20 protein-coding genes and 1 pseudogene are annotated in these 20,842 nt (G+C 67.0%); 11 read left to right on the top strand and 10 right to left on the bottom strand.

Annotated features, from left to right (window positions below; translation table 11 throughout):
* Window positions 1-10: 10 nt before the first annotated feature.
* The 3 genes and pseudogenes from HWX03_RS36955 to HWX03_RS19300 form a co-directional block, all read right to left on the bottom strand.
* Entirely contained in the window at window positions 11-232 is a 222-nt protein-coding gene (locus HWX03_RS36955) for a hypothetical protein (RefSeq protein ID WP_244132687.1), read from the bottom strand.
* A gap of 58 nt (window positions 233-290) precedes the next feature.
* Window positions 291-431 (bottom strand): annotated as a pseudogene (locus tag HWX03_RS36950) (hypothetical protein); the annotation flags it as partial.
* The gene (locus tag HWX03_RS19300; RefSeq protein ID WP_175872284.1) at window positions 428-1,108 is read right to left on the bottom strand and encodes a DUF433 domain-containing protein; all 681 of its coding nucleotides are present in this window, start codon (window positions 1,106-1,108) and stop codon (window positions 428-430) included. The pseudogene HWX03_RS36950 and the gene HWX03_RS19300, both read right to left, overlap by 4 nt.
* Before the next feature lie 449 nt (window positions 1,109-1,557).
* Here HWX03_RS19300 and HWX03_RS19295 point away from each other — a divergent pair, with 449 nt between their 5' ends.
* From HWX03_RS19295 to HWX03_RS19280, 4 genes are read left to right on the top strand one after another with little or no spacing between them, the layout of a single operon-like run.
* On the top strand, window positions 1,558-3,147 hold the full coding sequence (locus tag HWX03_RS19295; protein ID WP_175872283.1) for an NAD(P)/FAD-dependent oxidoreductase: 1,590 nt from the start codon (window positions 1,558-1,560) through the stop codon (window positions 3,145-3,147).
* A 21-nt stretch (window positions 3,148-3,168) separates the two neighbouring features.
* The gene (locus HWX03_RS19290) at window positions 3,169-4,101 is read left to right on the top strand and encodes an SDR family oxidoreductase (protein WP_175872282.1); all 933 of its coding nucleotides are present in this window, start codon (window positions 3,169-3,171) and stop codon (window positions 4,099-4,101) included.
* Window positions 4,098-5,003 (top strand): metal-dependent hydrolase, encoded by a 906-nt coding sequence (locus tag HWX03_RS19285; RefSeq protein ID WP_175872281.1) that lies wholly within the window; start codon window positions 4,098-4,100, stop codon window positions 5,001-5,003. Before HWX03_RS19290 ends, HWX03_RS19285 begins: the two co-directional genes overlap by 4 nt.
* A gap of 4 nt (window positions 5,004-5,007) precedes the next feature.
* Window positions 5,008-5,922: an alpha/beta fold hydrolase gene (locus tag HWX03_RS19280; RefSeq protein ID WP_175872280.1), complete on the top strand. Its 915-nt coding sequence runs from the start codon at window positions 5,008-5,010 to the stop codon at window positions 5,920-5,922.
* Here HWX03_RS19280 and HWX03_RS19275 read toward each other — a convergent pair.
* Window positions 5,874-6,437, bottom strand: coding sequence for a putative glycolipid-binding domain-containing protein (locus tag HWX03_RS19275; RefSeq protein ID WP_175872279.1), 564 nt, complete (start codon window positions 6,435-6,437; stop codon window positions 5,874-5,876). The two genes, HWX03_RS19280 and HWX03_RS19275, sit on opposite strands and share 49 nt — an antisense overlap.
* Window positions 6,438-6,813: 376 nt before the next feature.
* On the opposite strand from HWX03_RS19275, the gene HWX03_RS19270 reads away from it, so the two are divergent.
* The 4 genes from HWX03_RS19270 (at window position 6,814) to HWX03_RS19255 (ending at window position 13,738) form a co-directional block, all read left to right on the top strand.
* On the top strand, window positions 6,814-7,704 hold the full coding sequence (locus HWX03_RS19270; protein WP_175872278.1) for an urea transporter: 891 nt from the start codon (window positions 6,814-6,816) through the stop codon (window positions 7,702-7,704).
* The gene (locus HWX03_RS19265; protein ID WP_175872277.1) at window positions 7,682-8,455 is read left to right on the top strand and encodes a class II aldolase/adducin family protein; all 774 of its coding nucleotides are present in this window, start codon (window positions 7,682-7,684) and stop codon (window positions 8,453-8,455) included. The genes HWX03_RS19270 and HWX03_RS19265 overlap by 23 nt, the downstream gene beginning before the upstream one ends.
* A gap of 58 nt (window positions 8,456-8,513) precedes the next feature.
* Window positions 8,514-8,702 carry a 4-oxalocrotonate tautomerase gene (locus tag HWX03_RS19260; RefSeq protein ID WP_124699615.1) on the top strand — a complete coding sequence of 63 codons (189 nt, stop codon included), beginning with the start codon at window positions 8,514-8,516 and terminating at the stop codon, window positions 8,700-8,702.
* Window positions 8,703-8,890: 188 nt separating this feature from the next.
* On the top strand, window positions 8,891-13,738 hold the full coding sequence (locus tag HWX03_RS19255) for an NAD-glutamate dehydrogenase (protein ID WP_175872276.1): 4,848 nt from the start codon (window positions 8,891-8,893) through the stop codon (window positions 13,736-13,738).
* Between the two features lie 22 nt (window positions 13,739-13,760).
* Here the strand turns inward: HWX03_RS19255 and HWX03_RS19250 are convergent, their stop codons facing one another.
* The 6 genes from HWX03_RS19250 to HWX03_RS19225 form a co-directional block, all read right to left on the bottom strand.
* Window positions 13,761-14,624: a class I SAM-dependent methyltransferase gene (locus HWX03_RS19250; protein ID WP_175872275.1), complete on the bottom strand. Its 864-nt coding sequence runs from the start codon at window positions 14,622-14,624 to the stop codon at window positions 13,761-13,763.
* A gap of 7 nt (window positions 14,625-14,631) precedes the next feature.
* The gene (locus tag HWX03_RS19245; RefSeq protein WP_175872274.1) at window positions 14,632-14,982 is read right to left on the bottom strand and encodes a VOC family protein; all 351 of its coding nucleotides are present in this window, start codon (window positions 14,980-14,982) and stop codon (window positions 14,632-14,634) included.
* Window position 14,983: 1 nt separating this feature from the next.
* Window positions 14,984-15,160: a ribbon-helix-helix protein, CopG family gene (locus HWX03_RS19240; protein WP_174390034.1), complete on the bottom strand. Its 177-nt coding sequence runs from the start codon at window positions 15,158-15,160 to the stop codon at window positions 14,984-14,986.
* Window positions 15,161-15,270: 110 nt separating this feature from the next.
* Window positions 15,271-16,101, bottom strand: a complete 831-nt coding sequence (locus HWX03_RS19235; RefSeq protein WP_175872273.1) for an arylamine N-acetyltransferase — start codon at window positions 16,099-16,101, stop codon at window positions 15,271-15,273.
* Window positions 16,102-16,226: 125 nt separating this feature from the next.
* Window positions 16,227-16,913 carry a hypothetical protein gene (locus HWX03_RS19230; protein WP_174431546.1) on the bottom strand — a complete coding sequence of 229 codons (687 nt, stop codon included), beginning with the start codon at window positions 16,911-16,913 and terminating at the stop codon, window positions 16,227-16,229.
* A gap of 320 nt (window positions 16,914-17,233) precedes the next feature.
* Entirely contained in the window at window positions 17,234-18,718 is a 1,485-nt protein-coding gene (locus HWX03_RS19225) for an amidase (RefSeq protein ID WP_175872272.1), read from the bottom strand.
* 348 nt (window positions 18,719-19,066) lie between these two features.
* Here HWX03_RS19225 and HWX03_RS19220 point away from each other — a divergent pair, with 348 nt between their 5' ends.
* The 3 genes from HWX03_RS19220 (at window position 19,067) to HWX03_RS19210 (ending at window position 20,827) form a co-directional block, all read left to right on the top strand.
* Window positions 19,067-19,501, top strand: a complete 435-nt coding sequence (locus tag HWX03_RS19220) for a universal stress protein (RefSeq protein WP_174431555.1) — start codon at window positions 19,067-19,069, stop codon at window positions 19,499-19,501.
* Window positions 19,502-19,968: 467 nt separating this feature from the next.
* Entirely contained in the window at window positions 19,969-20,217 is a 249-nt protein-coding gene (locus HWX03_RS19215) for an adhesin (protein ID WP_175872271.1), read from the top strand.
* 136 nt (window positions 20,218-20,353) lie between these two features.
* Window positions 20,354-20,827, top strand: coding sequence for a nuclear transport factor 2 family protein (locus HWX03_RS19210; protein WP_175872270.1), 474 nt, complete (start codon window positions 20,354-20,356; stop codon window positions 20,825-20,827).
* Window positions 20,828-20,842 lie beyond the last annotated feature (15 nt).

Below are 20,842 nucleotides of genomic sequence, written 5' to 3'. Positions count from 1 at the left end.
TTGACGCTCGCTATGCTGCAGGAATCTCGTATTCGACGAGTTCCAAGCCACCATCGGCGTCTTCGAAAATCTCAAGCTCCAAATTGATCAACGCCTCCCTCGGCGCCACTTCGTCAAGCACGGCTCGAAAGAGGCGATGCTGACGCGGTATGTCCATGCTGTACGTCGGAATTGAGACAAATGAGGCCAGCATGTATCTCCTCGCGCCGATGAAGGCCTCCAGGACCGTCATTGGCAAGTCCACGGAAATCCTTGCTGTTGCACGTCACGAGTATGAAGTCGCCATCGATCACATGACGCATCAGTTCATGGTCCTTGAGCCCAAGCCAACCTCGATTACGCACGCAGGTCGACTCCGTATGTCCTGCCTCGATTGCAGCATCCAACAGTTCGGGTGAGAGACACTCGTCAATGAGGAACCTAAGGCTCATGCGTCCGCCGATCCTGAGCGAATCGACTTACGGGACACCTGCTTCCAGCCCGACGCGGCGCCATCAAGTCTGCGTGGGCGGCCACGACGCGGATGAACCTTCAGATAAACCTGCGCATCTTCAATCAGAGATTCCGTCAGGAACGGCCAAGACGATTTGAGACGCTCAAATTCGACGCCGGAGGCAAGTGAACTGATGACGATATCAATGGGCACGCGCGTGCCAGCAAATATCGGGGCCCCACCCATGATTTCCGGATCGGAGACAATGGTCCGACTGGCGCGATCGGCCTCAGCGGCGCGCTCCTGCACCACGACCAGAAATGGGACCATTTCAATCCGGAGATAGCTGCGTTGTACCTGCCACTCGACCGGTTCCCATGAATTCAGGTTGCTCAGCGTCAGATACAGCCGCCGGTCATCCACGCTCATCGTAAGCAGACGATCCGTGAGTTCACTGATGACCGACTTCCGGATCTCGCTCGTCAGGCTTTCACTAGTTGCGAAGTAAAACCGCGCAAAAGCCGCAGCGATTCTCTCGAACCAACGCCCGTCCTCAACACGGAAAAGCGGATCGGGCAGGATTTTCTCGTCGACCAGGCGATTGATTTCGCGATCGCTGACGCCTGCTATGAACGCCACTTCCGCCGTGGATACCATTTCACGGGTGGCTTGCATGGTAAACCTCTCTCAAAAATATTCCGACGTATCGGATATTTTATTCCAACTCTTGGCTTTCTTCAAAATGCATCCGGCTCGTTCCGCAGTCGAGATGCATGCCCCGTCTCAACGAATCTCCGCCTCGGCGGGCTGCTGCGATGGGTGAAAGTACGGGGGCCGGGGTTTTCCATGAGACGGCCGCCCAAACGATCCGTCCCTGATACCGTTTCAAACAGGCCGCCGCGCGCCGGCGGTCCTGCTTCCTCCCTGTCTCGCCCTGCCGACGGCCTTTTCCGCTCATCCCGCATCGCGGAAACCGGACCGTTCCAAACCCCGCTCAGCCTTTTCCCGCTTGGTTTCCGGTCCTTAGAGCGCCGCTTCTAGTCTCTTGCGGTTTCCAGGTTCAGCCACTATCGTTACATCAACCAATGTAACATTAAAAAATGAGCCAAATCGGAGACACCCGGATGAATGCTCGCACGTTGCCTTTCGGTCCACCCGGCCATGACGGCCTGGACGAAACCATCGACATCGCCATCATCGGCACCGGCTTTGCCGGTCTCGGGATGGCGATCCGCCTGAAACAAACCGGTGTGACCGACTTCGTCGTCCTCGAGAAGGCCGCGTCGGTCGGCGGCACATGGCGCGACAATCATTACCCCGGGTGTGCATGCGACGTGCAATCGCACGTCTATTCGTTCTCGTTCGCGCTGAACCCGCGCTGGACGCGCATGTTCGCGCCGCAGCCGGAAATCCGCGCGTATCTGGAAGACTGCGTGCAGCGCTTCGGCGTCGGCCCGCACCTGCGGATGAATCACGAACTGCAGCGCGCCGAATACGACGAAGCCGCGCAACGCTGGCGCCTCACGTTCGCGAACGGCAAGCGGCTGTCCACGCGCGTGCTGGTATCGGGAATGGGCGGCCTGTCGCGCGCCGCGCTGCCGGCGATTCCCGGCGTCGAGAATTTCCAGGGCCGCGCATTCCATTCGCAGCAGTGGGATCACGACTACGCGCTCGAAGGCAAGCGCGTCGCGGTGATCGGCACCGGCGCGAGCGCGATCCAGTTCGTGCCGCAGATCGCGCCGCGCGTGAAGGCGCTCGCGCTGTTCCAGCGCACGCCGCCATGGATCATGCCGAAGCCCGACCGCAACCTGACCGGCATCGAGAAATGGCTGTTCCGCACGCTGCCGTTCACGCAGAAGGTCGTGCGCGGCGGCATCTACTGGATGCTCGAATCGCGCGTGCTCGGCTTCGCGATCCATCCGTCGCTGATGAAGAACGTGCAGAAGCTCGCGCTGCGCCACATCCGCAAGCAGATTCCCGATCCGGAACTGCGCAAGACGGTCACGCCGAACTACACGCTCGGCTGCAAGCGCGTGCTGATCTCGAACGACTACTACCCGGCGCTGTCGCGCAAGAACGTCGACGTGATCACGACCGGCATCGACCATATCGAAGCCGACGCGGTCGTGACGACCGACGGCAAGCGTCATGAAGTCGACTGCCTGATCTACGGCACCGGCTTCCAGGTGGCCGACCCGTATCCGCGCGGCGCGATCATCGGCCGCGGCGGGCTCGACATCGTCGACGCGTGGCGCGACGGCGCGCACGCGTATCTCGGCACGACGCTGCCCGGCTACCCGAACTTCTTCATGATCGTCGGCCCGAACACGGGCCTCGGCCACAACTCGATGGTGTTCATGATCGAGTCGCAGATCGAATACATCCTCGGCGCGCTGCAGGCGATGCATCGCGAACGCGCGGAGGCGATCGAGGTGCGCCCGCTCGTCGAAGCGCAGTTCAACAGCGACCTGCAAGGCAAGCTCAAGAAGGCGATCTGGTCGACGGGCGGCTGCAAGAGCTGGTACCTCGATCCGCGCACCGGCAAGAACACGACGCTGTGGCCCGGCTTCACGTGGCGCTTCCGCCAGGTCACCGCGCACTTCTCGATCGCCGATTACCACGCGTATCGCGCACCGCAACACGACACGACCGCGCGGCCCGTCGCCGCGCCGGCCGCCTCCGCTTCCGCTTCCACGTCCGCCGAAGCGGCCTGAGCCAGACAAGGAGCCACCGACATGAGAGATTTCGCCAACAAGGTCGCCGCGATCACGGGTGCCGGCTCGGGCATGGGCCGCGCGCTCGCGATCCAGCTCGCGCAGGCCGGCTGCCACGTGTCGCTCGCCGACAAGAACGGCGTCGGCCTCGCCGAAACCGAACGGATCGTCCGCGCGATCGCGCCGAGCGTGCGCGTGTCGACGCGCGTGCTCGACGTCGGCGATCGCGACGCGATGTTCGCGTGGGCCGACGACACCGCGAAAGAGCACGGCAAGGTCAACCTGATCTTCAACAATGCGGGCGTCGCGCTGTCGAGCACGATCGAAGGCATGGAATACAGCGATCTCGAGTGGATCGTGAACATCAACTTCTGGGGCGTCGTGCACGGCACGAAGGCGTTCCTGCCGCACCTGAAGGCATCGGGCGACGGCCACGTGATCAACACGTCGAGCATCTTCGGGATCTTCGCGCAGCCGGGCATGAGCGGCTACAACGCGACCAAGTTCGCGGTGCGCGGCTTCACCGAATCGCTGCGCCAGGAACTCGACATGATGAAGTGCGGCGTGTCGGCGACCTGCGTGCATCCGGGCGGCATCCGCACGAACATCGCGCAGTCGAGCCGCGTCGCGAAGAACATGGTCGGCTTCATCGTCGAGAGCGAACAGCAAGGCAAGGACAGCTTCGAGAAGTTCTTCATCACGACCGCCGACGACGCCGCGCGCACGATCCTCGCCGGCGTGCGCAAGAACAAGCGCCGCGTGCTGATCGGCCGCGACGCGAAGGGCGCGGACTGGATGGCGCGCATCCTGCCCGCCGCCTACCAGGCGCTCGTCGTGCTCGCGACGCGCCGCGAGGCCGCGAAGGCCCGCCGCCATGCCGCTCGCGGCACGCCGGCGCCGGCACCGGTGCACGCCACCTACAACAATGCAGGCAATCAGGGAGAACAATCATGACGACACCGAACATGATGCCCATACGGCGCGACATCCGTTTCGCGCTGCCGCCCGAACGCGCGAAGGACTGGCACGTGCAGGGCGTGCCGGTCACGCACTTCATGAACGCGCTGTCGCTGCTGTTCCCGGCTGGCGAACGCTTCTTCATGGATTCGGTGCGCCACTACCGCGACCGGATCGAGGATCCCGAACTGAAGAAGCAGGTGCTCGGCTTCATCGGGCAGGAAGCGATGCACACGCGCGAGCACATCGAGTACAACGACCTGCTGCAGGCGTCCGGCCTGCCCGCGCACAAGCTCGACAAGCGCCTGTGGACGATCCTCGGCTGGTTCAAGAAGGTGCTCCCGCACTCGATGCAGTTGGCGATCACGATCGCGCTCGAGCACTACACGGCAATCCTCGCGAACCAGTTGCTGTCGGGCCACGAGCACCGGATCGACGGCTCGGTCGAAGGCTACCAGCAGATGTGGATGTGGCACGCGATGGAGGAAACCGAGCACAAGGCGGTGTCCTACGACGTGTGGCGCACCGTGATGAAGCCAGGCCTCGGCAGCTACCTGCTGCGCACTGGCACGATGCTGACGACGACCGTATTCTTCTGGGCCATCGTGTTCGACTTCCACGTGCGGCTGATGCGCGCGCACCGTCGCGAACATGGCAAGTTCGGCGGCATGTGGCGCCTCGTGAAGTATCTGTACAGCCCGAAGAACGGGGTGTTCCCGAGCATCGCGCGCGAATGGCTCGACTACTTCCGCCCGGGCTTCCACCCGTGGGATCACGACAACCATCAGTACCTGCAGGAGCTCGACACGCTGCTCGACAACATCGACGCGACCAACGCGCGCTATGCGGCGCAAGCCGCCCCGCGCCGCGTGCCGCTGCATTCGGTGGCGCAGGCATGACGCCATGGCGCGCGCTCACGAGATGCTGACCGTCCAGTCCGGCGACGTGAAACTCGCCGTCTACGTTAGCGGGTCGCGTCGCGCGCCGCCGCTGATCCTCGTGCATGGCTATCCCGACTCGGCGGCCGTGTGGGCGCCGATCCGCGCGCGGCTCGCGAAACGCTACCGCGTGATCGCATACGACGTGCGCGGCGCCGGCGCATCGGATGCGCCGCGCCGCCGGGCCGACTACACGCTCGAACGGCTCGCCGGCGACCTGAAGGCAGTGGCCGATGCGACCTGCGGCGGCCGGCCGTTCCACCTGGTCGGCCACGACTGGGGCTCGATCCAGTGCTGGGAGGCCGTGACCGACCCCGCGTTCCGCGGCCGCATCGCGTCGTACACGTCGATCTCCGGCCCGTGCCTCGATCATGTGTTCCGCGCGAAGATGCGGCTCAAGCAGAGCCTGAAGTCGTGGTACATCGCGTTCTTCCACCTGCCGCTCGTGCCGTCGCTGGTATGGCGGCTCGGCGGCGCCGCGCTGTGGCCGCGCTGGCTGCAGCTCACCGAACGCGTGCGCGCCGAGCGCGATCCCGTGCAACTGAAGAACGCGCTGAACGGGATGCAGATGTACCGCGCGAACTTCCTCGCGCGGGCCCGCAAGCCGCGTGAACGGTACGCGCAGGCGCCGGTGCAGATCCTGGTTCCGGTGCGCGACCGCTACGTGACGCCCGAGATGTCGGTCGGCCTCGACCGCTGGCTCGGCGACCACGTGCGCGAGGAAATCGACGGCACGCACTGGATCGTGCTGCGTCACCCGAACATGATCGCGTCGCGGATCGACCGCTTCGCGTCCGCGCAGGAGCGGCCGGCAGTGACGAACGCCGCGGTTCAGCGCGCCGTCGGCGGCGCCGGCAGGCGTCTGAACAGCGTCTCGTAATCGACGACGAGCCCGTCGTCGTCGATGTCCATCTCCGCGGTGAAATTCCGGAAGATCCCTTCGTAGCGATAGCGGCGGCCCGGTTCGATGCACGCATAAGCCTGCTTGACTAGCGTGACCGTCAAGTCCGGCGTCGAGATGTACACGACGTCGATCGGCCGCCGCTCGCCGCGCGCGAGCCCGAGGCGGCCGATCGGCAGCGAATTCGTGAACGGCGTCGCGGCAATGTCGATGTCGATGCAGCCATCCAGTTCCGGCAGTGCACGGCCTGAACCGTCGCGCCAATGCCCCGCCCCGTCGCCATGCAGTTCGAGCGTGCCGCCGCCCATCACCTTGAGCACCGCGTAAGTCACGCGCCATTGCGCATCGCACTCGACGCGATACGCGAGCCCGTATGCGCGACCGTACCGCTGGCCGACCACCGCGCTTTCGACGACGATCGCGCCGCCGCTCCGGTCGAACGTCAGATGTTCGACCCCGTCGCCTTCGAGCGACGCCCACCGCACTTCACGCATCGTCCCGCCTCCTTGGTATCCCGCGTCGGGGCATCGTCACATAAATCCTCGTTATCCGGAATGCCACCGTCGATGAGCACAGCGCTCAGTGTCCAGCCTCTCGAACGGCGATCGCTCGCTGGAGCTGTGAAACCGACGTGCATGGATCAGTCGCGTGACGAACAGCATGCACACGAAAACAATAGCGACGACCCGAATTTGGTATTGAATCGCCAAAATCTCGCGAAAACGCTAAAAAACATCTCGAATACGCGCGTTTGGTCTCTCCGCGCCTCAATTTGGGGCATCCGCCACAAATCCTGACTATCCAGCATTCCCTATTCCGGTGCATCCCAGAGTGTCCTATGCTCGCGGCTCATCCTGTTCCGCCGCCCTCATGCCTACCGCCCGCCCCGCCTCGCCGTCGATCGACCTGCGCATTCTGCTGCGCGGCATCGGGCAGATCGTGCTGCAGGCGAACGCGCTCACCGGCGCGCTGCTGCTCGCCGCGCTGGCGCTGACCGACCTGCGGCTCGCGTGCGCGGCGCTGGTCGGCTCGGCCGCCGCCAGCATGACGGCCGTGCTGACGGGCGCCGAACGCCGCAACGTCGAACAGGGGCTGCACGGCTTCAACGGTGCGCTGGCCGCGCTGATCGCCGTGCTGTTCGCGCCCTATCCACTCGCCGCCGTCGCGCTGGTGCCGCTGGTGGCGATCGGCGCGGCGCTCGTGCAACGCGCGATGCGGGTGTCGCTCGCCCGCTGGCGCCAGTGCCCGTATTCGAGCCCGTGCCTGGCCGTCACCGCGCTGTGGCTCCCGTTTGTCGCGTTGCAGCATGCGGACGGCGCGACTGCCGTCCCGCTGCTGACGCTCGCTTCCGCAGCCGACGCGCTGCTGTCGGGCGTCGCTCAGACCACCTTCGCGCAAGGCGCATGGGCCGGCGCGCTAGTCGTCGCCGGCCTCGCCGTCGCATCACGCCGCGCAGCCGCGTTCGCGCTTGGCGGCGCGATCGTGTCGACCGTGCTGCTGGTCGCGCTGGGCGCAAGCGACGCGTCGTTCGCCGACGGCCTGCTCGGCGTCAACGGCGCGCTCGCCGCGCTCGCGCTGATGCCGCGCGGCCCGCGTGCGGCGCTCGCGGCCGCCGCACTCGCCGCGCTGATCCAGTGGCTCGCGATGCGCGCGGGCATCCCCGTGTTCACGGCCCCGTTCGCGCTCGCGTCGTGGATCACGGTGGCCGTCGCGCGCCGCCTCACCCTCGGAGAACCCGATGTCATTCGCACACCGTCCTGATGCCGTGAAGCCCGGCGGCCCGATCTCGGGCGCCGAGCGCCGACTGCGCGTCGACCTCGCCGCCGCCTATCGCCTCGTCGCGCTGAACGGCTGGGACGACCTGATCTACACGCATCTGTCCGCGACCGTGCCCGGCGAGCCCGGCCACTTCCTGATCAACCCGTTCGGCCTCACGTTCGACGAGGTTTGCGCATCGAATCTCGTGAAGATCGACCTGGCCGGCCACCGGATCGGCGACGGCGAACACGCGGTCAACGTGACCGGCTTCGCGCTGCATGCGGCCGTGCATGCCGCGCGCGCCGACGCCGTCTGCGTGATGCACCTGCACAATACGGCCGGCATCGCCGTGTCGATCCAGCGCGACGGGCTGCTGCCGGCGTCGCAGCACGCATTGCGCTTTCATGGCGATCTCGCGTACCACGACTACGAAGCGCTCGCGTTCTCGCCGGCCGAAGGCGCGCGGCTGACCGCGAGCCTCGGCGCGAAATCCGCGATGCTGCTGCGCAATCACGGCACGCTGACGGTCGGCCGGACCGTCGCCGAAGCCTACGTGCTGATGGATACGCTGATCAAGGCGTGCGACATCCAGTTGCGCGCGCAGGCAGGCGGCGGGCCGCTCGTGCTGCCGCAGCCGGCCGTCGCCGACCGCACCGCCGAACAGCTGCGCGACGGCGGCGCGATCGAAGGCGAACTGGAATGGCCGGCGCTGCTGCGCCGGCTCGACCGGATCGATCCGTCGTATCGCGACTGACGCCGCCGCCGCACCCGACCGAATCGTCAATCGTTCAATCCCAACCGGAGCATGTGTCATGCCGACTTTCAATATCCAGCTGTTCGAAGGCCGCACCGTCGAGCAGAAGCGCGCATTCGTCGAAGCAATCACGCGCGTCACGTGCGAGACGCTCGGCTGCGCGCCGGGCTCGGTCGACATCATCCTGACCGACGTAAAGAAGGAGAACTGGGCGACCGCCGGCAAGCTGTGGAGCGACGAGCGCTGAGCGCCGAGGGAGCGTCGCTTCGGCGTCGCCTGCCCTGCGCTGAACCACACACCGCGGCGCGCTCGACGGGCGCTGCACGCGGGCGGCTCCGCCCACCGCCGTTGTGCGCCCGCACATCGCTTTGTCACGCAATCGGCGCATAATGCCGGACAGACGCAGCAGCCAATGGCCACCCGACGGAGACCGCCATGGAAGCGAAGAACGAGGAAGTCGTCGCACACCTGCTCTCCGATGTCGTCGAATTCGCGCGCGGGCGGCTGCCCGAAGCCACGTTCCAGATCGTCGAACCTTTCCTGCGTCATTACTACGATTTCGTCGATGCCGACGATCTGCAGAACCGCGGCATCGCCGACCTGTACGGCGCCGCGATGGCGCACTGGCAGACCGCCCAGAAATACGTGCCCGGCAGCGAACGCCTGCGCGTGTACAACCCGATCCTCGAACAGCACGGCTGGCATTCCGACCACACGGTGATCGAGATCGTCAACGACGACATGCCGTTCCTGGTCGACTCGGTGACGATGGCCATCAACCGTCTCGGGCTCGCGCTGCATTCGGCGCTGCATCCGGTGTTCCGCATCTGGCGCGGCGCCGGCGGCGGCATCGAGCGGGTCGACGCGGGCGGCGCGACGTCCGGCTCCGGCGACGGCCAGTCGCAGCTCGCGTCGTTCATCCATTTCGAAGTCGACCGCTGCGGCGACGCCGCATTGCTCGACACGCTGCGCGAGGACATCGCGCGCGTGCTCGGCGACGTACGCGCGTCGGTCGAGGACTGGCCGAAGATCGTCGACATCGCCCGCGCGACGATCAAGGAGATGAAGGCGCGCGAATCGACCGCGGAGGACCTCGAGGCGCGCGCGTTCGTCGAATGGATGGCCGCCGATCACTTCACGTTCCTCGGCCAGCGCGACTACGCGCTCGTATCGGACGGCACGGGCTTCGGCCTGCGCGGCATCGAGGGCTCGGGCTTCGGCATCCTGCGCGAATCGCTGCGCACGTCCGGCGCGCCCGACGTGACGCCGCTGCCGCCCGCCGCCGCCGAAATCATCACCGGCCCCTGGCCGATCTTCCTGACCAAGGCGAATTCGCGCGCGACCGTGCACCGCCCCGGCTATCTCGACTACGTCGGCGTGAAACTCGTCGGCGCCGATGGCAAAGTGATCGGCGAGCGCCGCTTCATCGGGCTCTACACGTCGACCGCGTACATGGTGTCGAGCGCCGAGATCCCGATCGTGCGCCGCAAGTGCGCGAACATCGTGCGGCGCGCGGGCTTCTTGCCGAAGGGACATCTCGGCAAGACGCTCGTGACGGTGCTCGAAACCTATCCGCGCGACGAACTGTTCCAGGCCGACGAAGACCAGCTCTACGACATCGCGCTCGGTATCCTGCGCTTGCAGGAACACCAGCGCACGCGCCTGTTCGTGCGCCGCGACCGGTTCGACCGCTTCGTGTCGTGTCTCGTGTTCGTGCCACGCGACAAGTACAACACCGACCTGCGCCGCCGCATCGCGAAGCTGCTCGTCGACGCGTACAACGGCGTGAACGTCGAATTCACGCCGCTGCTGTCGGAATCGGCGATCGCGCGGATTCATTTCGTCGTCCATGCGGAACCGGGCACGATGCCCGACGTCGACACGCGCGAACTCGAAACGCGGCTCGTGCAGGTCGCGCGCCGCTGGCAGGACGATCTCGCCGACGCGCTGCTCGACGCATTCGGCGAAGAGCAAGGCAACCGCCTGCTGCAACGCTATGCCGATTCGTTCCCGGCCGGCTATCGCGACGACTATCCGGCGCGCACGGCCGTGCGCGACATCGAGCTGATCGAGCGCGTGAAGGATTCGGGCCAGCTCGCGATGAACCTGTACCGGCCGATCGAGGCCGAGGCGCGCGCGTTCCGCTTCAAGGTGTATCGCGCGGGCGACCCGATCGCGCTATCGCGCAGCCTGCCGATGCTCGAACATCTCGGCGTGCGCGTCGACGAGGAACGGCCGTACCGGATCCAGACGCAGGACGCCGCGCACGCGTGGGTGCACGACTTCGGCCTCGAGCTCGCCGACGATACCGAATTCGACATCGAGCGCGTGAAGGGGCTGTTCGAGGATGCGTTCGACCGGATCTGGAGCGGCCGGATCGAGAACGACGACTTCAACCGTCTCGTGCTGCGCGCGCACCTGAGCGCACGCGAAGTGACGATCCTGCGCGCGTATGCGAAATACCTGCGGCAGGTCGGTTCGACCTTCAGCGACGCGTATATCGAACGCGCGCTGACCGGCAATCCGGCGATCGCGCGGCAACTCGTCGAGCTGTTCCTGCTGCGCTTCGACCCGCGCATCGGCGACACGCGCGACGTGCAGGCCGAACGGCTGCTGAAGGCGATCGAAGGTGCGCTGGACCAGGTGCCGAACCTCGACGAGGACCGCATCCTGCGCCAGTTCCTCGGCGTGATCAACGCGACCGAGCGCACGAACTACTTCCTCGCCGACGCGAACGGCGAATCGAAGCCGTACCTGTCGTTCAAGTTCAACCCGGCGAAGGTGCCCGGCCTGCCCGAACCGAAGCCGATGTTCGAGATCTGGGTGTATTCGCCGCGTGTCGAGGGCGTGCACCTGCGCGGCGGGCGCGTCGCGCGCGGCGGCCTGCGCTGGTCGGATCGCCGCGAGGATTTCCGCACCGAGGTGCTCGGGCTGATGAAGGCGCAGATGGTGAAGAACGTCGTGATCGTGCCGGTCGGCTCGAAAGGCGGCTTCGTCGTGAAGAACCCGCCTTCGCCGAGCGATCGCGAAGCATGGATGCGCGAAGGCATCGCGTGCTACCAGACGTTCCTGCGCGGGCTGCTCGACCTCACCGACAACCTCGCCGGCAACACGATCGTGCCGCCGCCCGACGTGGTGCGTCACGACCCCGACGATCCATACCTGGTCGTCGCCGCCGACAAGGGCACGGCCACCTTCTCCGACTACGCGAACGCGATCTCGCACGAATACGGCTTCTGGCTCGACGATGCGTTCGCATCCGGCGGCTCGGTCGGCTACGACCACAAGAAGATGGCGATCACCGCGCGCGGCGCGTGGGAATCGGTGAAGCGGCACTTCCGCGAGATGGGCGTCGACACGCAGACCACCGACTTCACCGTGGTCGGCGTCGGCGACATGTCAGGCGACGTGTTCGGCAACGGGATGCTGCTGTCGCCGCATATCCGGCTCGTCGCCGCGTTCGATCACCGGCACGTGTTCCTCGACCCGAACCCCGACCCGGCGACGAGCTTCGCGGAGCGTGAGCGCATGTTCGCGCTCGAACGCTCGAGCTGGGCCGACTACGACACGGCCGCGATTTCGCCGGGCGGCGGCGTGTATCCGCGCACCGCGAAGACGATCCCGCTGTCGCCGGCCGTGCAGGCCGTGCTCGGCATCGACGCGCACGCGCTGCCGCCGACCGAGCTGATCCGCGCGATCCTGCAGGCGCCGGTCGACCTGCTGTACAACGGCGGCATCGGCACCTACGTGAAGGCGGCGCGCGAAACCCACGCGCAGGTCGGCGACCGCGCGAACGACGCGGTGCGCGTGAACGGCGCGGACCTGCGCTGCAAGGTCGTCGGCGAAGGCGGCAACCTCGGCTGCACGCAGTTCGGCCGCATCGAATTCGCGCAGCGCGGCGGCCGCATCAACACCGATGCGATCGACAACTCGGCCGGCGTCGATTGTTCGGATCACGAAGTCAACATCAAGATCCTGCTCGGGCTCGTCGTGTCCGACGGCGAGATGACCGAGAAGCAGCGCAACGCGCTGCTCGCCGAGATGACCGACGAAGTCGGGCTGCTCGTGCTGCGCGACAACTACTACCAGACGCAGGCGCTGTCGATCGCGGGCCGCTATGCGGTCGAATTGCTCGACGCCGAGGCGCGCCTGATGCGCTGGCTCGAACGCGCGGGCCGCCTGAACCGCGTGATCGAATTCCTGCCGACCGACGATGAAGTCGCCGAGCGCCAGGCCGCGAAGCTCGGCCTCACGTCGCCGGAGCGCGCGGTGCTGCTCGCGTACAGCAAGATGTGGCTCTACGACGCGCTGCTCGAATCCGACGTGCCCGAGGATCCGCTGGTGGCCACGATGCTCGTCGACTACTTCCCGAAGCCGCTGCAACAGCGCTTCAGCGAGCCGATGTGCCGCCATCCGCTGCGCCGCGAGATTCTCGCGACGCACCTGACCAACGCGCTCGTGAACCGCGTCGGCTGCGCGTTCGTGCACCGGCTGATGGAGGAAACCGACGCGAAGCCTGGCGACATCGTGCGCGCGTGCATCATGGCGCGCGACGTGTTCGACCTCGATGCGGTATGGCGCGACATCGACGCGCTCGACAACCGCGTCGCCGACGACGTGCAGGCGCGCATGTTCGTCGACGTCGCGCGGCTGCTGGAGCGCGCGGCGCTGTGGTTCCTGCGGCATCTGCAGTCGGGTGCGGTGACCGACGGCGGCGTCACCGGATTGATCGCGCGCTGCCGCGACGCGGTGCAGCGCATCGCGCCGCAACTGCCGTCGCTGCTGCCGGCCGACGATCTCGATGCACTGTCCGAGCGGCAGCGCGTGCTGGTCGACGCCGGCGTCGACAGCGCGCTCGCGATACGCGTCGCGAGCGGCGACATCTCGGCCGCGCTGCTCGACATCGCCGAAGTGGCAGCGACCTGCAACCGCAGCCTCGAACTCGTCGCGGGCGTCTATTTCTCGCTCGGCACGCTGCTCAATTACGGGTGGATCGGCGAACGCGCGGCAACCCTGCCGACGCCGACGCACTGGGACATGCTCGCGCGCGCCGCCGCACTTGCGGAAGTCGCGCGGCTGAAGCGCACGCTCGCGACCAGCGCGCTCGCGGAATCGCCGGATTCGACCACGCCGGACACGATCGTCGGCGCGTGGCGCACGCGCCGCGAGGCCGCGCTTGAGCGCTACGAGCACCTGCTCGCGGACCTGCGCGCATCCGGCGGCGCGAGCCTCGCAGTGCTGCTCGTGGTCGTGCGGGAGATGGCCGTGCTCGAACGCGCGTGACGAGAGTGGCGAGCGTGACGGGTCAGACCGTCGCAACGAGCAATTCTTCCGCGCGGTTCGGCGGCCGCAGACCGTCCGTGCGCTCGGCGAAATAACGGCGCGTCAGCTCGGCGGCCGACACGTGTTCGGCCTTCGCAAAGCCGGCCTCCCGTGCGAGCGCCTGGATCTGGTCCGGCATGAAGAAGCTGATGAACGGCGTGCCGCTCGCCCGCGCGCCCTTCGCGGCCATTTCCATTCCCGGGCGCACGTCCGGATCCGCATTTTCCAGCGGCAGCAGGAACGTCATCGCGAACGTCGAACCCGGCGCGAGCGACGCGACTTCGCGCAGCGCGGCCGCATTCGCTTCGCGCGTCAGGTACATGCTGACGCCGGTGGACACCACGACCGCCGGCTGGCCGACATCGAAGCCCGCGCCGACGAGCGCGTCGCGCCACGACTGCTTCGCCTCGAAATCGACCGGCACGAAGCGCAGCCAGTCGGGCACGCCGAAACCGAGTTCGACGAGGCGCCGCTGCTTCCAGCGCTGCGGCGCCGGCGGGTCGACTTCGAACACGGTCACGCGCGACGCCATGTCCGGCCGGCGCTGCACGAAGCTGTCGAGCCCCGCGCCGAGGATCACGTACTGGCTCACGCCGCGCGCGGCCTGCTCGGCCACGAGATCCTCGATGAAACGCGCCCGCGCGACGATCGATGCGCGAAACGGCCGCGTGAACTGCGGATCCATGTCACCGCGCTGCTGCCAGCCGGGTTCCGGCGCGAGCAATCGAAGCCCGATTTCGTCGGCGAGCACAGGCGGCGGCGCATCGAGCTCGACGTGCAGCGCGCGCCACAGCGCGACGCGCGCGGCCGTGCTGTCGGGCGCGTCGTCTTCGCGGATATCCGTCATGTCGACCTCACGCGCCCGGCTTGCCTGGCGCCTGCAGGCGCCACAAGCGGCCGTCCGGATCGCGCACGGTCATGTCGCGCGTGCCCCAGTGCGTGTCCTCGAACGGCGTGACGACATCGACGATCGGCTGAGGCTGCACCGCCTGCTCGTCGGCCACCTTGATCACGACCTGCATGTCGGGCTTTTCGCTCGGCGGCACTTCGGCGATGAACAGGAACGGGCCGTCGCCGCTGCGCAACTGGCCCGAGTGGTGATCGGTTTCGAATTCCAGCGTGAAGCCCAGCGCCTGAAAGAACTTCGCCGACTTGCCCCAGTTGTGGGTGGTCAGATACACGGCTTCGATTCGCTCGGATGACATGTCACTCCTCCTTGTCGGACGGTCCCGCGCCGGGCGGCGGCGCGGCCAGGTACGCGCGCAACGCGTCGGCCACGAGCGCGGACAGCGATTGCTCCGTCTCGATGGCGCGATGCTTGACCTGCCGGATCAGGCCAAGCGGCAGGTACACGTTGAATTGCTTCACTTCTTCGTCGGTCATGGATGCTAGTATGCTAGCAATCTAGCAAAAGTCAAATACGGGCAATGACGGAGGGGGTCGACTCGGGCGCGGCCCGTGTCGGGGCCGCCGTCGGATTGCGTGCGTCCGCGTTACCTCGCGGGACGCGTCGCGAGCCGCGCGAACAGCGCGTCGAAATCGAATCCCGCCGTATTGACGCCGATCGTGTCGCGCAGGCACGCCGCCCAGTCGGCTGCATTGTCGAACGTGATCGTGCGCCCGGCCCCCGCCGCGTCGCGCAGCGTCAGCACGGTGTTGAGCAGCGCCGCGCGGCCGTCCGGCAGCACGCGGCACGCGATCAGGTCGTTCACGAAGATCGATTCGGGATACGTCGACGTGAACCAGTTCGCGGCCTCGTAATCGATCCATTCGGCCGGCTTCAACGAGAAGCGGTAGGTCGTCTGCCAGCCGTCGGGGATCTCGAACTGCATGTCGAATTCGCCGTCGACCGGCGCGTCGATCACGCGAAACGCGCCGTGCGGCGTCAATTGCCGCTCGCCCGGCACGAAGCGTAGCGGCGCGGTCAGCGTCGCGCTGCCGAAGCCGATGTCCGCGAGCCACGCCGCGCCGTCGAGGTCGATGCGCAGCAGCATATGCGTCTGCGCGGTGACGATCTCGGGCGGCCGCATCCAGCGCACGCGCGCGATCAGCGGCGTCACGCGAAAACCGATCGTCGTGAGCGCGGTGTAGAACAGCTTGTTGAGTTCGAAGCAGTAGCCGCCGCGACGGCGTTCGATCACCTTGTCGACGATCGTGGGCAGGTCGAGCGCGACGCGCGCGCCGGTCAGCGGATTGAGGTTTTCGAACGGAATCGCCTGCGGATGCAGCAGATGCAGCCGGCGCAGCACGTCCAGCGTCGGCTCGGCCGGGCCGTCGTAGCCGATGCGGGAGAAATAGCGCGAGAGGTCGAACGAGTCAGTCATGAACCGGCACCGATAAAGGAACACGCCACGATAGCATCGCGCGAAATCCCCATGTTGTGCGGGACCATGGTTCGTTGCTGGCGCACGCGATGCCAACCACGCATCGTGCACGCCTGCGCCTCGCGTTACGGCAGCAGCTTCAGCGCGGACGACGCAACCGACGGCACCGAAATACCCTGGCTCGTCGCGAACTGCACGGCCTGGCCGAGCGTCGCGGCAAGCGACTGCAACTGGCCCGGCGCGCTTTGCGCGATATACGACGCGGCCTGCATGTTCTGCGGATTCAGGCCCGATTGCAGCAGCGACGCGGCGCTCGTCGAGCCGAGATTGCCGAGCCCCGACTGCAGTTGCGAATACTGCGTGAGCCCCTGCCCCAGCGACGCGAGGCCGTTGCTGAACGCCTGCTTGTCGATCGGGCCGTGCGTGGCGCCGCCGCTCGCGAACGCCTGGCCGAGCGCCTGCGACACCGATTGCTGCGCGCCGCCCATCTGCGACAGCGTGGCCGGCGACAGCGCATCGCCGCCGGACAACTGGCTCGCGGCCTGCTGCGCCTGCCCGGCCGCCCCCGTCAGCCCCATCGCCGACGCGAGCGACGACTGGCCATTCAGCACCTGCTGGTTCGCACCGACATAGGCCTGCAGCAACTGCGCGACACCGCCCTGCGCAGGCGCCGCCTGCTGCTGCCCGCCGCCGAGCAGCGACGCGCCGATCGACTGCAGGTCGAGCTGCGCGTGTGCGGCGCCGCTCACCAGGATGCCGAACGCGATGCCTGCCGAGGCCAGATGCCGGCCCGTCGCGCGAATGTGCTTCATGTGTTTCCCTCGTGCCCGAATTGTCGAGGCGATATTGTCGAAGCGCGTCGCGCGCCGCCGCAACGACTGAAACACCTCGAAACGAAATCGGGCCGCGCCGCCGCTTGCAATTCGGCGGCCGACGGGCGCCGTCACGCAGATTCGCGCGCGTTTGCCGCGCGATGCCGCGCACGTACCGCGATTCTTTCTCCGGTTGCATCAATGGACGCCGGTTTCGGCCTGCGTCGGCGCGCTTCGCGTCGAGCGATGCAAAACGAAACGGGCAGCCCGTCGCCGCCCGTTTCGTCACCCGGCTTACCGGCTGCCTGCCGGCCGCGGTATTACGCTGCCATCCACGCCGGCACCCGCCGGGCCACCCAGTCGGCCGCCTGCTCGTAGCCGCGCGCAAGCTGCAGCACGGCGAGATCGGCGCGCGGACGCCCGATCAGTTGCATCCCCATCGGCAACCCTGCGTCGTTGAAACCGACCGGCACGTTGATCACCGGGCAGCCGGCCAGCGTCCACGGCACGACCGTTTCCATCCAGCGGTGATACGTGTCCATCGCGCGGCCCGCGATCTCCTTCGGCCAGCGCTGGTCGACGTCGAACGGGAACACCTGCGCGGTCGGCGCCGCGATAAAGTCGTAACGGTCGAAGAAGCTCAGCACCGCCTGATGCCACGCGGTCCGTTCGACGCTCGCGTCGAACACCGCCGCACCCTGCATCGCGAGCAAACCTTCGACCTCGTAGATCGCCTCGGACTTCAGCAGCGCGCGGCGCGCCGGGTCGCGATAGTGCGCGAGCAGCCCGCCGCCCGACAGCAAGTGCCGGTGCGCGAGCCACAGGCGCCAGATCCGGTCGGGCGCGAACGCCGGCAGCGCGGCATCGACGTCGCAACCGATCTCGCGCAGCGTCGCCAGCCCGTGCTCGCACTGCGCGAGCACGCCGGCCTCCGTCGCGAGATAGCCGTTCCAGTCGCCGACCCACGCGACGCGCTTGCCGCGCAGGTCCGCGTCGAGCGGCTGCGCGAACACGGCCGGATCTTCCGCGAGCGACAGCGGATCGTTGCGATCGTAGCCGGCCTGGATCGCGAGCAGCTGCGCGACGTCGCCGACGGTGCGGCCCATCGGCCCTTCGATGCCGAGCTGCTGCACGAACACGTCGACGCCCGGCCAGCGCGGCACGCGGCCCTGCGACGGACGGAAGCCGACGACGTTGCAGAACGCGGCCGGATTACGCAGCGAACCGCCGAAATCGCTGCCGTCCGCCACCGGCAGCATCCGCGACGCGAGCGCCGCCGCCGTGCCGCCGCTGCTGCCGCCCGCGCTCTTCGTCAAGTCGTACGGGTTGCGCGTCGCGCCGTAGACCTCGTTGAACGTGTGCGAACCGAGCCCGAACTCGGGCGTATTGGTCTTGCCGATGAAGATCGCGCCGGCCGCGCGCATCCGCGCGACGCCGACGGAATCGGCCTGCGGCACGTTCTCGCGGAAGATCGGCGAGCCGTAGGTCGTCCGCAGCCCCTTCGTCATCGCCAGATCCTTCGGCGCCTGCGGCATCCCGTGCAGCCAGCCGCGGTACTCGCCGCGCGCCAGCTCCGCATCCTTTTCCGCGGCTTCGGCCAGCAGCGCATCGCGGTCGCGCAGCGCGACGATCGCGTTGACCGCGCCGTTCACGCGCTCGATGTGATCGAGATACGCACGCATCGTCTCGACGCACGAAACCGCCTTGCTGCGGATCGCCGACGCGAGCTCGCCGGCAGACAGGCGCACGATCGGATCGACGGAAATGGAAGCGGGAGCGAGAAACTGCGGGGCGCCGTGCGGCATGCGGGGTCTCCTGGGAAGCGGTATCGGATGGCGCGCCGCCGGGCGGCGGCCGACGCTCTACTCTACGCGACGCCATCCGGGCGACCTCCGATATTTTGCGGCGCAATTCATTGCGGATCCGACTGAATCGCGATGGTGCGGACAGCCGGCGACGACCGGGCGGGGCCGGCGCCGCCGCTCGCTGCCGTTTATGCGCATAAACTTAAATTTCTTATATTTTTAGTCGGTGCGTCACAGGACAGGACCGCGCGTGTTAACGACATTTTTATGCGGCCGGCCGATCTCTTTAGATCGTTTCGTCCGGCCGCCCGCTACGCTGGAAGCACTTCGTTTCCGGGTTTATCGTCCATGCTCAAGCTGCTGGTTCCGGTCGGCCATTCACCGCGCTCGCTTCAGGCCGTCCGGCACGCGACGTTTCTGTATCGCGAGCGCTGCGCATCGGAAATCGTGCTGATCAACGTGCAGGCGCCGCTGGAATCGACGCGGCTCGAGGCCTATCACCCGCTGTCGCGGTTGCGCGCGATCGAGACACGATTCGCGGCCGACGATCTCGCGATGGCCGAGCGGATCCTGCGCGATGCGGACGTGAAGTTCAGCGTCGTGATGAAGGTCGGGCCGGTGGCCGATACGATCGCGGCCGCGGCGGCCGAAACCGGGTGCGACGAGATCGTCGTGGCCGGGCCGAGACGCGATCCGCTGCATGCATTGATGTCGGTGTTCCGGCGCAGCGTGATGGCCCGGCTGGTGCGGATTTCGAATGTGCCGGTGACGGCGGTGCAATGACCGGCACGGCGCGTCACGCGTGCGCACGCTGTCGCGCAGCGCTTAGTCGATGACCTTGCGCCAGAACACGAAATAGGCGGCCGCCGAAGAAGCCAGCAGCAGGATGGCCCACATCGGGGCAAGGCTGATCAGGACGGAAGAGACGTTCAACATTTGGATTCCTCACTATTTCGACAGCGATATTCAACACCTGCCTGCTTGCCGGACCCGGTGCGTCGACCCCGCATCGCGTTCCGTCAAATCATGCAGTCATGCTATCGCCTTGAACGGCCGCGCGACCGCTACCGCCCGCCCGCACCCTGACATTCGTCAAACTCGCGCGCATTGCCCGCCCGTCGAGCGGCGACGGAAAAACAGGACAGGATCACCCTGCCCCGCTACGGCTTTCAGCAGACGTTTACCGGGGGAAGCCCCAAGTGCTTCGTCGAACGTGTCCGCGTTACGCTTGAGCAACGAGGAGACGAACCATGAGACGATCCGTACATATCGCTGTTTTCGCCCTGCTGGCCTATCTCATCGGCGATCGCGCGATCCTGCACGCGCAGGGCCGCGACGCCAGCCCGCTCGCGTGCGAGCAAGGCGCCGCTCAGGTGAAGGCCGATGCCCTCGGTCGCGGCTTCGGCGAGGCCGCCGCCGGCAGCCAGAGCGAGGCCTTCATGTCGGGCTGCCTGGTGACGGGACGGAGTAACCAGGACGTCGCGATGGCGGCCCGCTGACGCGTATCATCCGGCGGCGAGCCAGCTACGCCCGAAGTCGCAAGCACGGGCGCCGGTTCGTGCTGCCTGCCGCCACGTCCCGATCGACGTTTCGACGGACGTCACCGTCCGCCCTCCCTTCCCCGTTACGCCCGACATGACTGATCCGAACACCGCGTTGATCCAGCGCTTCTACACGGCCTTCCAGCAGCGCGACATCGACGCGATGCTCGCGTGCTATGCCGACGACGTCGTATTCAGCGATCCCGCATTCGGCGAACTGCGCGGCGAACTCGCGCGCGACATGTGGCGGATGCTGGTCGCGCGGGCCCAGGAGTTCTCGCTGACGTTCGGCGAAGTCGCCGCGGACGAGCAGGCCGGGCGTGCGACGTGGAGCGCGCACTACCGGTTCGCCGCGACCGGACGGTGGGTGGTCAACCGGATCGATGCGCGCTTCCGGTTTCGCGACGGACGCATCGTCGAGCATCGCGACCATTTCGACCTGTGGCGCTGGGCGCGTCAGGCACTCGGGATGAAAGGCGCGCTGCTGGGCTGGACGCCATTCATGCAGCGCGCGATCCGCGCGCAGGCCCGGAAAAATCTCGACGCGTATCGCGCCAAACGCAAATAAGCCGCGCGCCGCGGC

The organism is Burkholderia sp. BCC0397 (genome assembly GCF_902832865.1).
Taxonomy (GTDB): Bacteria; Pseudomonadota; Gammaproteobacteria; order Burkholderiales; family Burkholderiaceae; genus Burkholderia.
The sequence above is the reverse complement of the archived record's forward strand: the minus strand, read 5'-3'. Positions and strand labels throughout refer to the sequence as shown.

Excerpts from the sequence above, each read along its gene's own strand:
- HWX03_RS36955 (WP_244132687.1), bottom strand. The coding sequence starts at position 232 with ATGACGGTCCTGGAGGCCTTCATCGGCGCGAGGAGATACATGCTGGCC.
- HWX03_RS19300 (WP_175872284.1), bottom strand. The coding sequence starts at position 1,108 with ATGCAAGCCACCCGTGAAATGGTATCCACGGCGGAAGTGGCGTTCATA.
- HWX03_RS19295 (WP_175872283.1), top strand. The coding sequence starts at position 1,558 with ATGAATGCTCGCACGTTGCCTTTCGGTCCACCCGGCCATGACGGCCTG.
- HWX03_RS19290 (WP_175872282.1), top strand. The coding sequence starts at position 3,169 with ATGAGAGATTTCGCCAACAAGGTCGCCGCGATCACGGGTGCCGGCTCG.
- HWX03_RS19285 (WP_175872281.1), top strand. The coding sequence starts at position 4,098 with ATGACGACACCGAACATGATGCCCATACGGCGCGACATCCGTTTCGCG.
- HWX03_RS19280 (WP_175872280.1), top strand. The coding sequence starts at position 5,008 with ATGGCGCGCGCTCACGAGATGCTGACCGTCCAGTCCGGCGACGTGAAA.
- HWX03_RS19275 (WP_175872279.1), bottom strand. The coding sequence starts at position 6,437 with ATGCGTGAAGTGCGGTGGGCGTCGCTCGAAGGCGACGGGGTCGAACAT.
- HWX03_RS19270 (WP_175872278.1), top strand. The coding sequence starts at position 6,814 with ATGCCTACCGCCCGCCCCGCCTCGCCGTCGATCGACCTGCGCATTCTG.
- HWX03_RS19265 (WP_175872277.1), top strand. The coding sequence starts at position 7,682 with ATGTCATTCGCACACCGTCCTGATGCCGTGAAGCCCGGCGGCCCGATC.
- HWX03_RS19260 (WP_124699615.1), top strand. The coding sequence starts at position 8,514 with ATGCCGACTTTCAATATCCAGCTGTTCGAAGGCCGCACCGTCGAGCAG.
- HWX03_RS19255 (WP_175872276.1), top strand. The coding sequence starts at position 8,891 with ATGGAAGCGAAGAACGAGGAAGTCGTCGCACACCTGCTCTCCGATGTC.
- HWX03_RS19250 (WP_175872275.1), bottom strand. The coding sequence starts at position 14,624 with ATGACGGATATCCGCGAAGACGACGCGCCCGACAGCACGGCCGCGCGC.
- HWX03_RS19245 (WP_175872274.1), bottom strand. The coding sequence starts at position 14,982 with ATGTCATCCGAGCGAATCGAAGCCGTGTATCTGACCACCCACAACTGG.
- HWX03_RS19240 (WP_174390034.1), bottom strand. The coding sequence starts at position 15,160 with ATGACCGACGAAGAAGTGAAGCAATTCAACGTGTACCTGCCGCTTGGC.
- HWX03_RS19235 (WP_175872273.1), bottom strand. The coding sequence starts at position 16,101 with ATGACTGACTCGTTCGACCTCTCGCGCTATTTCTCCCGCATCGGCTAC.
- HWX03_RS19230 (WP_174431546.1), bottom strand. The coding sequence starts at position 16,913 with ATGAAGCACATTCGCGCGACGGGCCGGCATCTGGCCTCGGCAGGCATC.
- HWX03_RS19225 (WP_175872272.1), bottom strand. The coding sequence starts at position 18,718 with ATGCCGCACGGCGCCCCGCAGTTTCTCGCTCCCGCTTCCATTTCCGTC.
- HWX03_RS19220 (WP_174431555.1), top strand. The coding sequence starts at position 19,067 with ATGCTCAAGCTGCTGGTTCCGGTCGGCCATTCACCGCGCTCGCTTCAG.
- HWX03_RS19215 (WP_175872271.1), top strand. The coding sequence starts at position 19,969 with ATGAGACGATCCGTACATATCGCTGTTTTCGCCCTGCTGGCCTATCTC.
- HWX03_RS19210 (WP_175872270.1), top strand. The coding sequence starts at position 20,354 with ATGACTGATCCGAACACCGCGTTGATCCAGCGCTTCTACACGGCCTTC.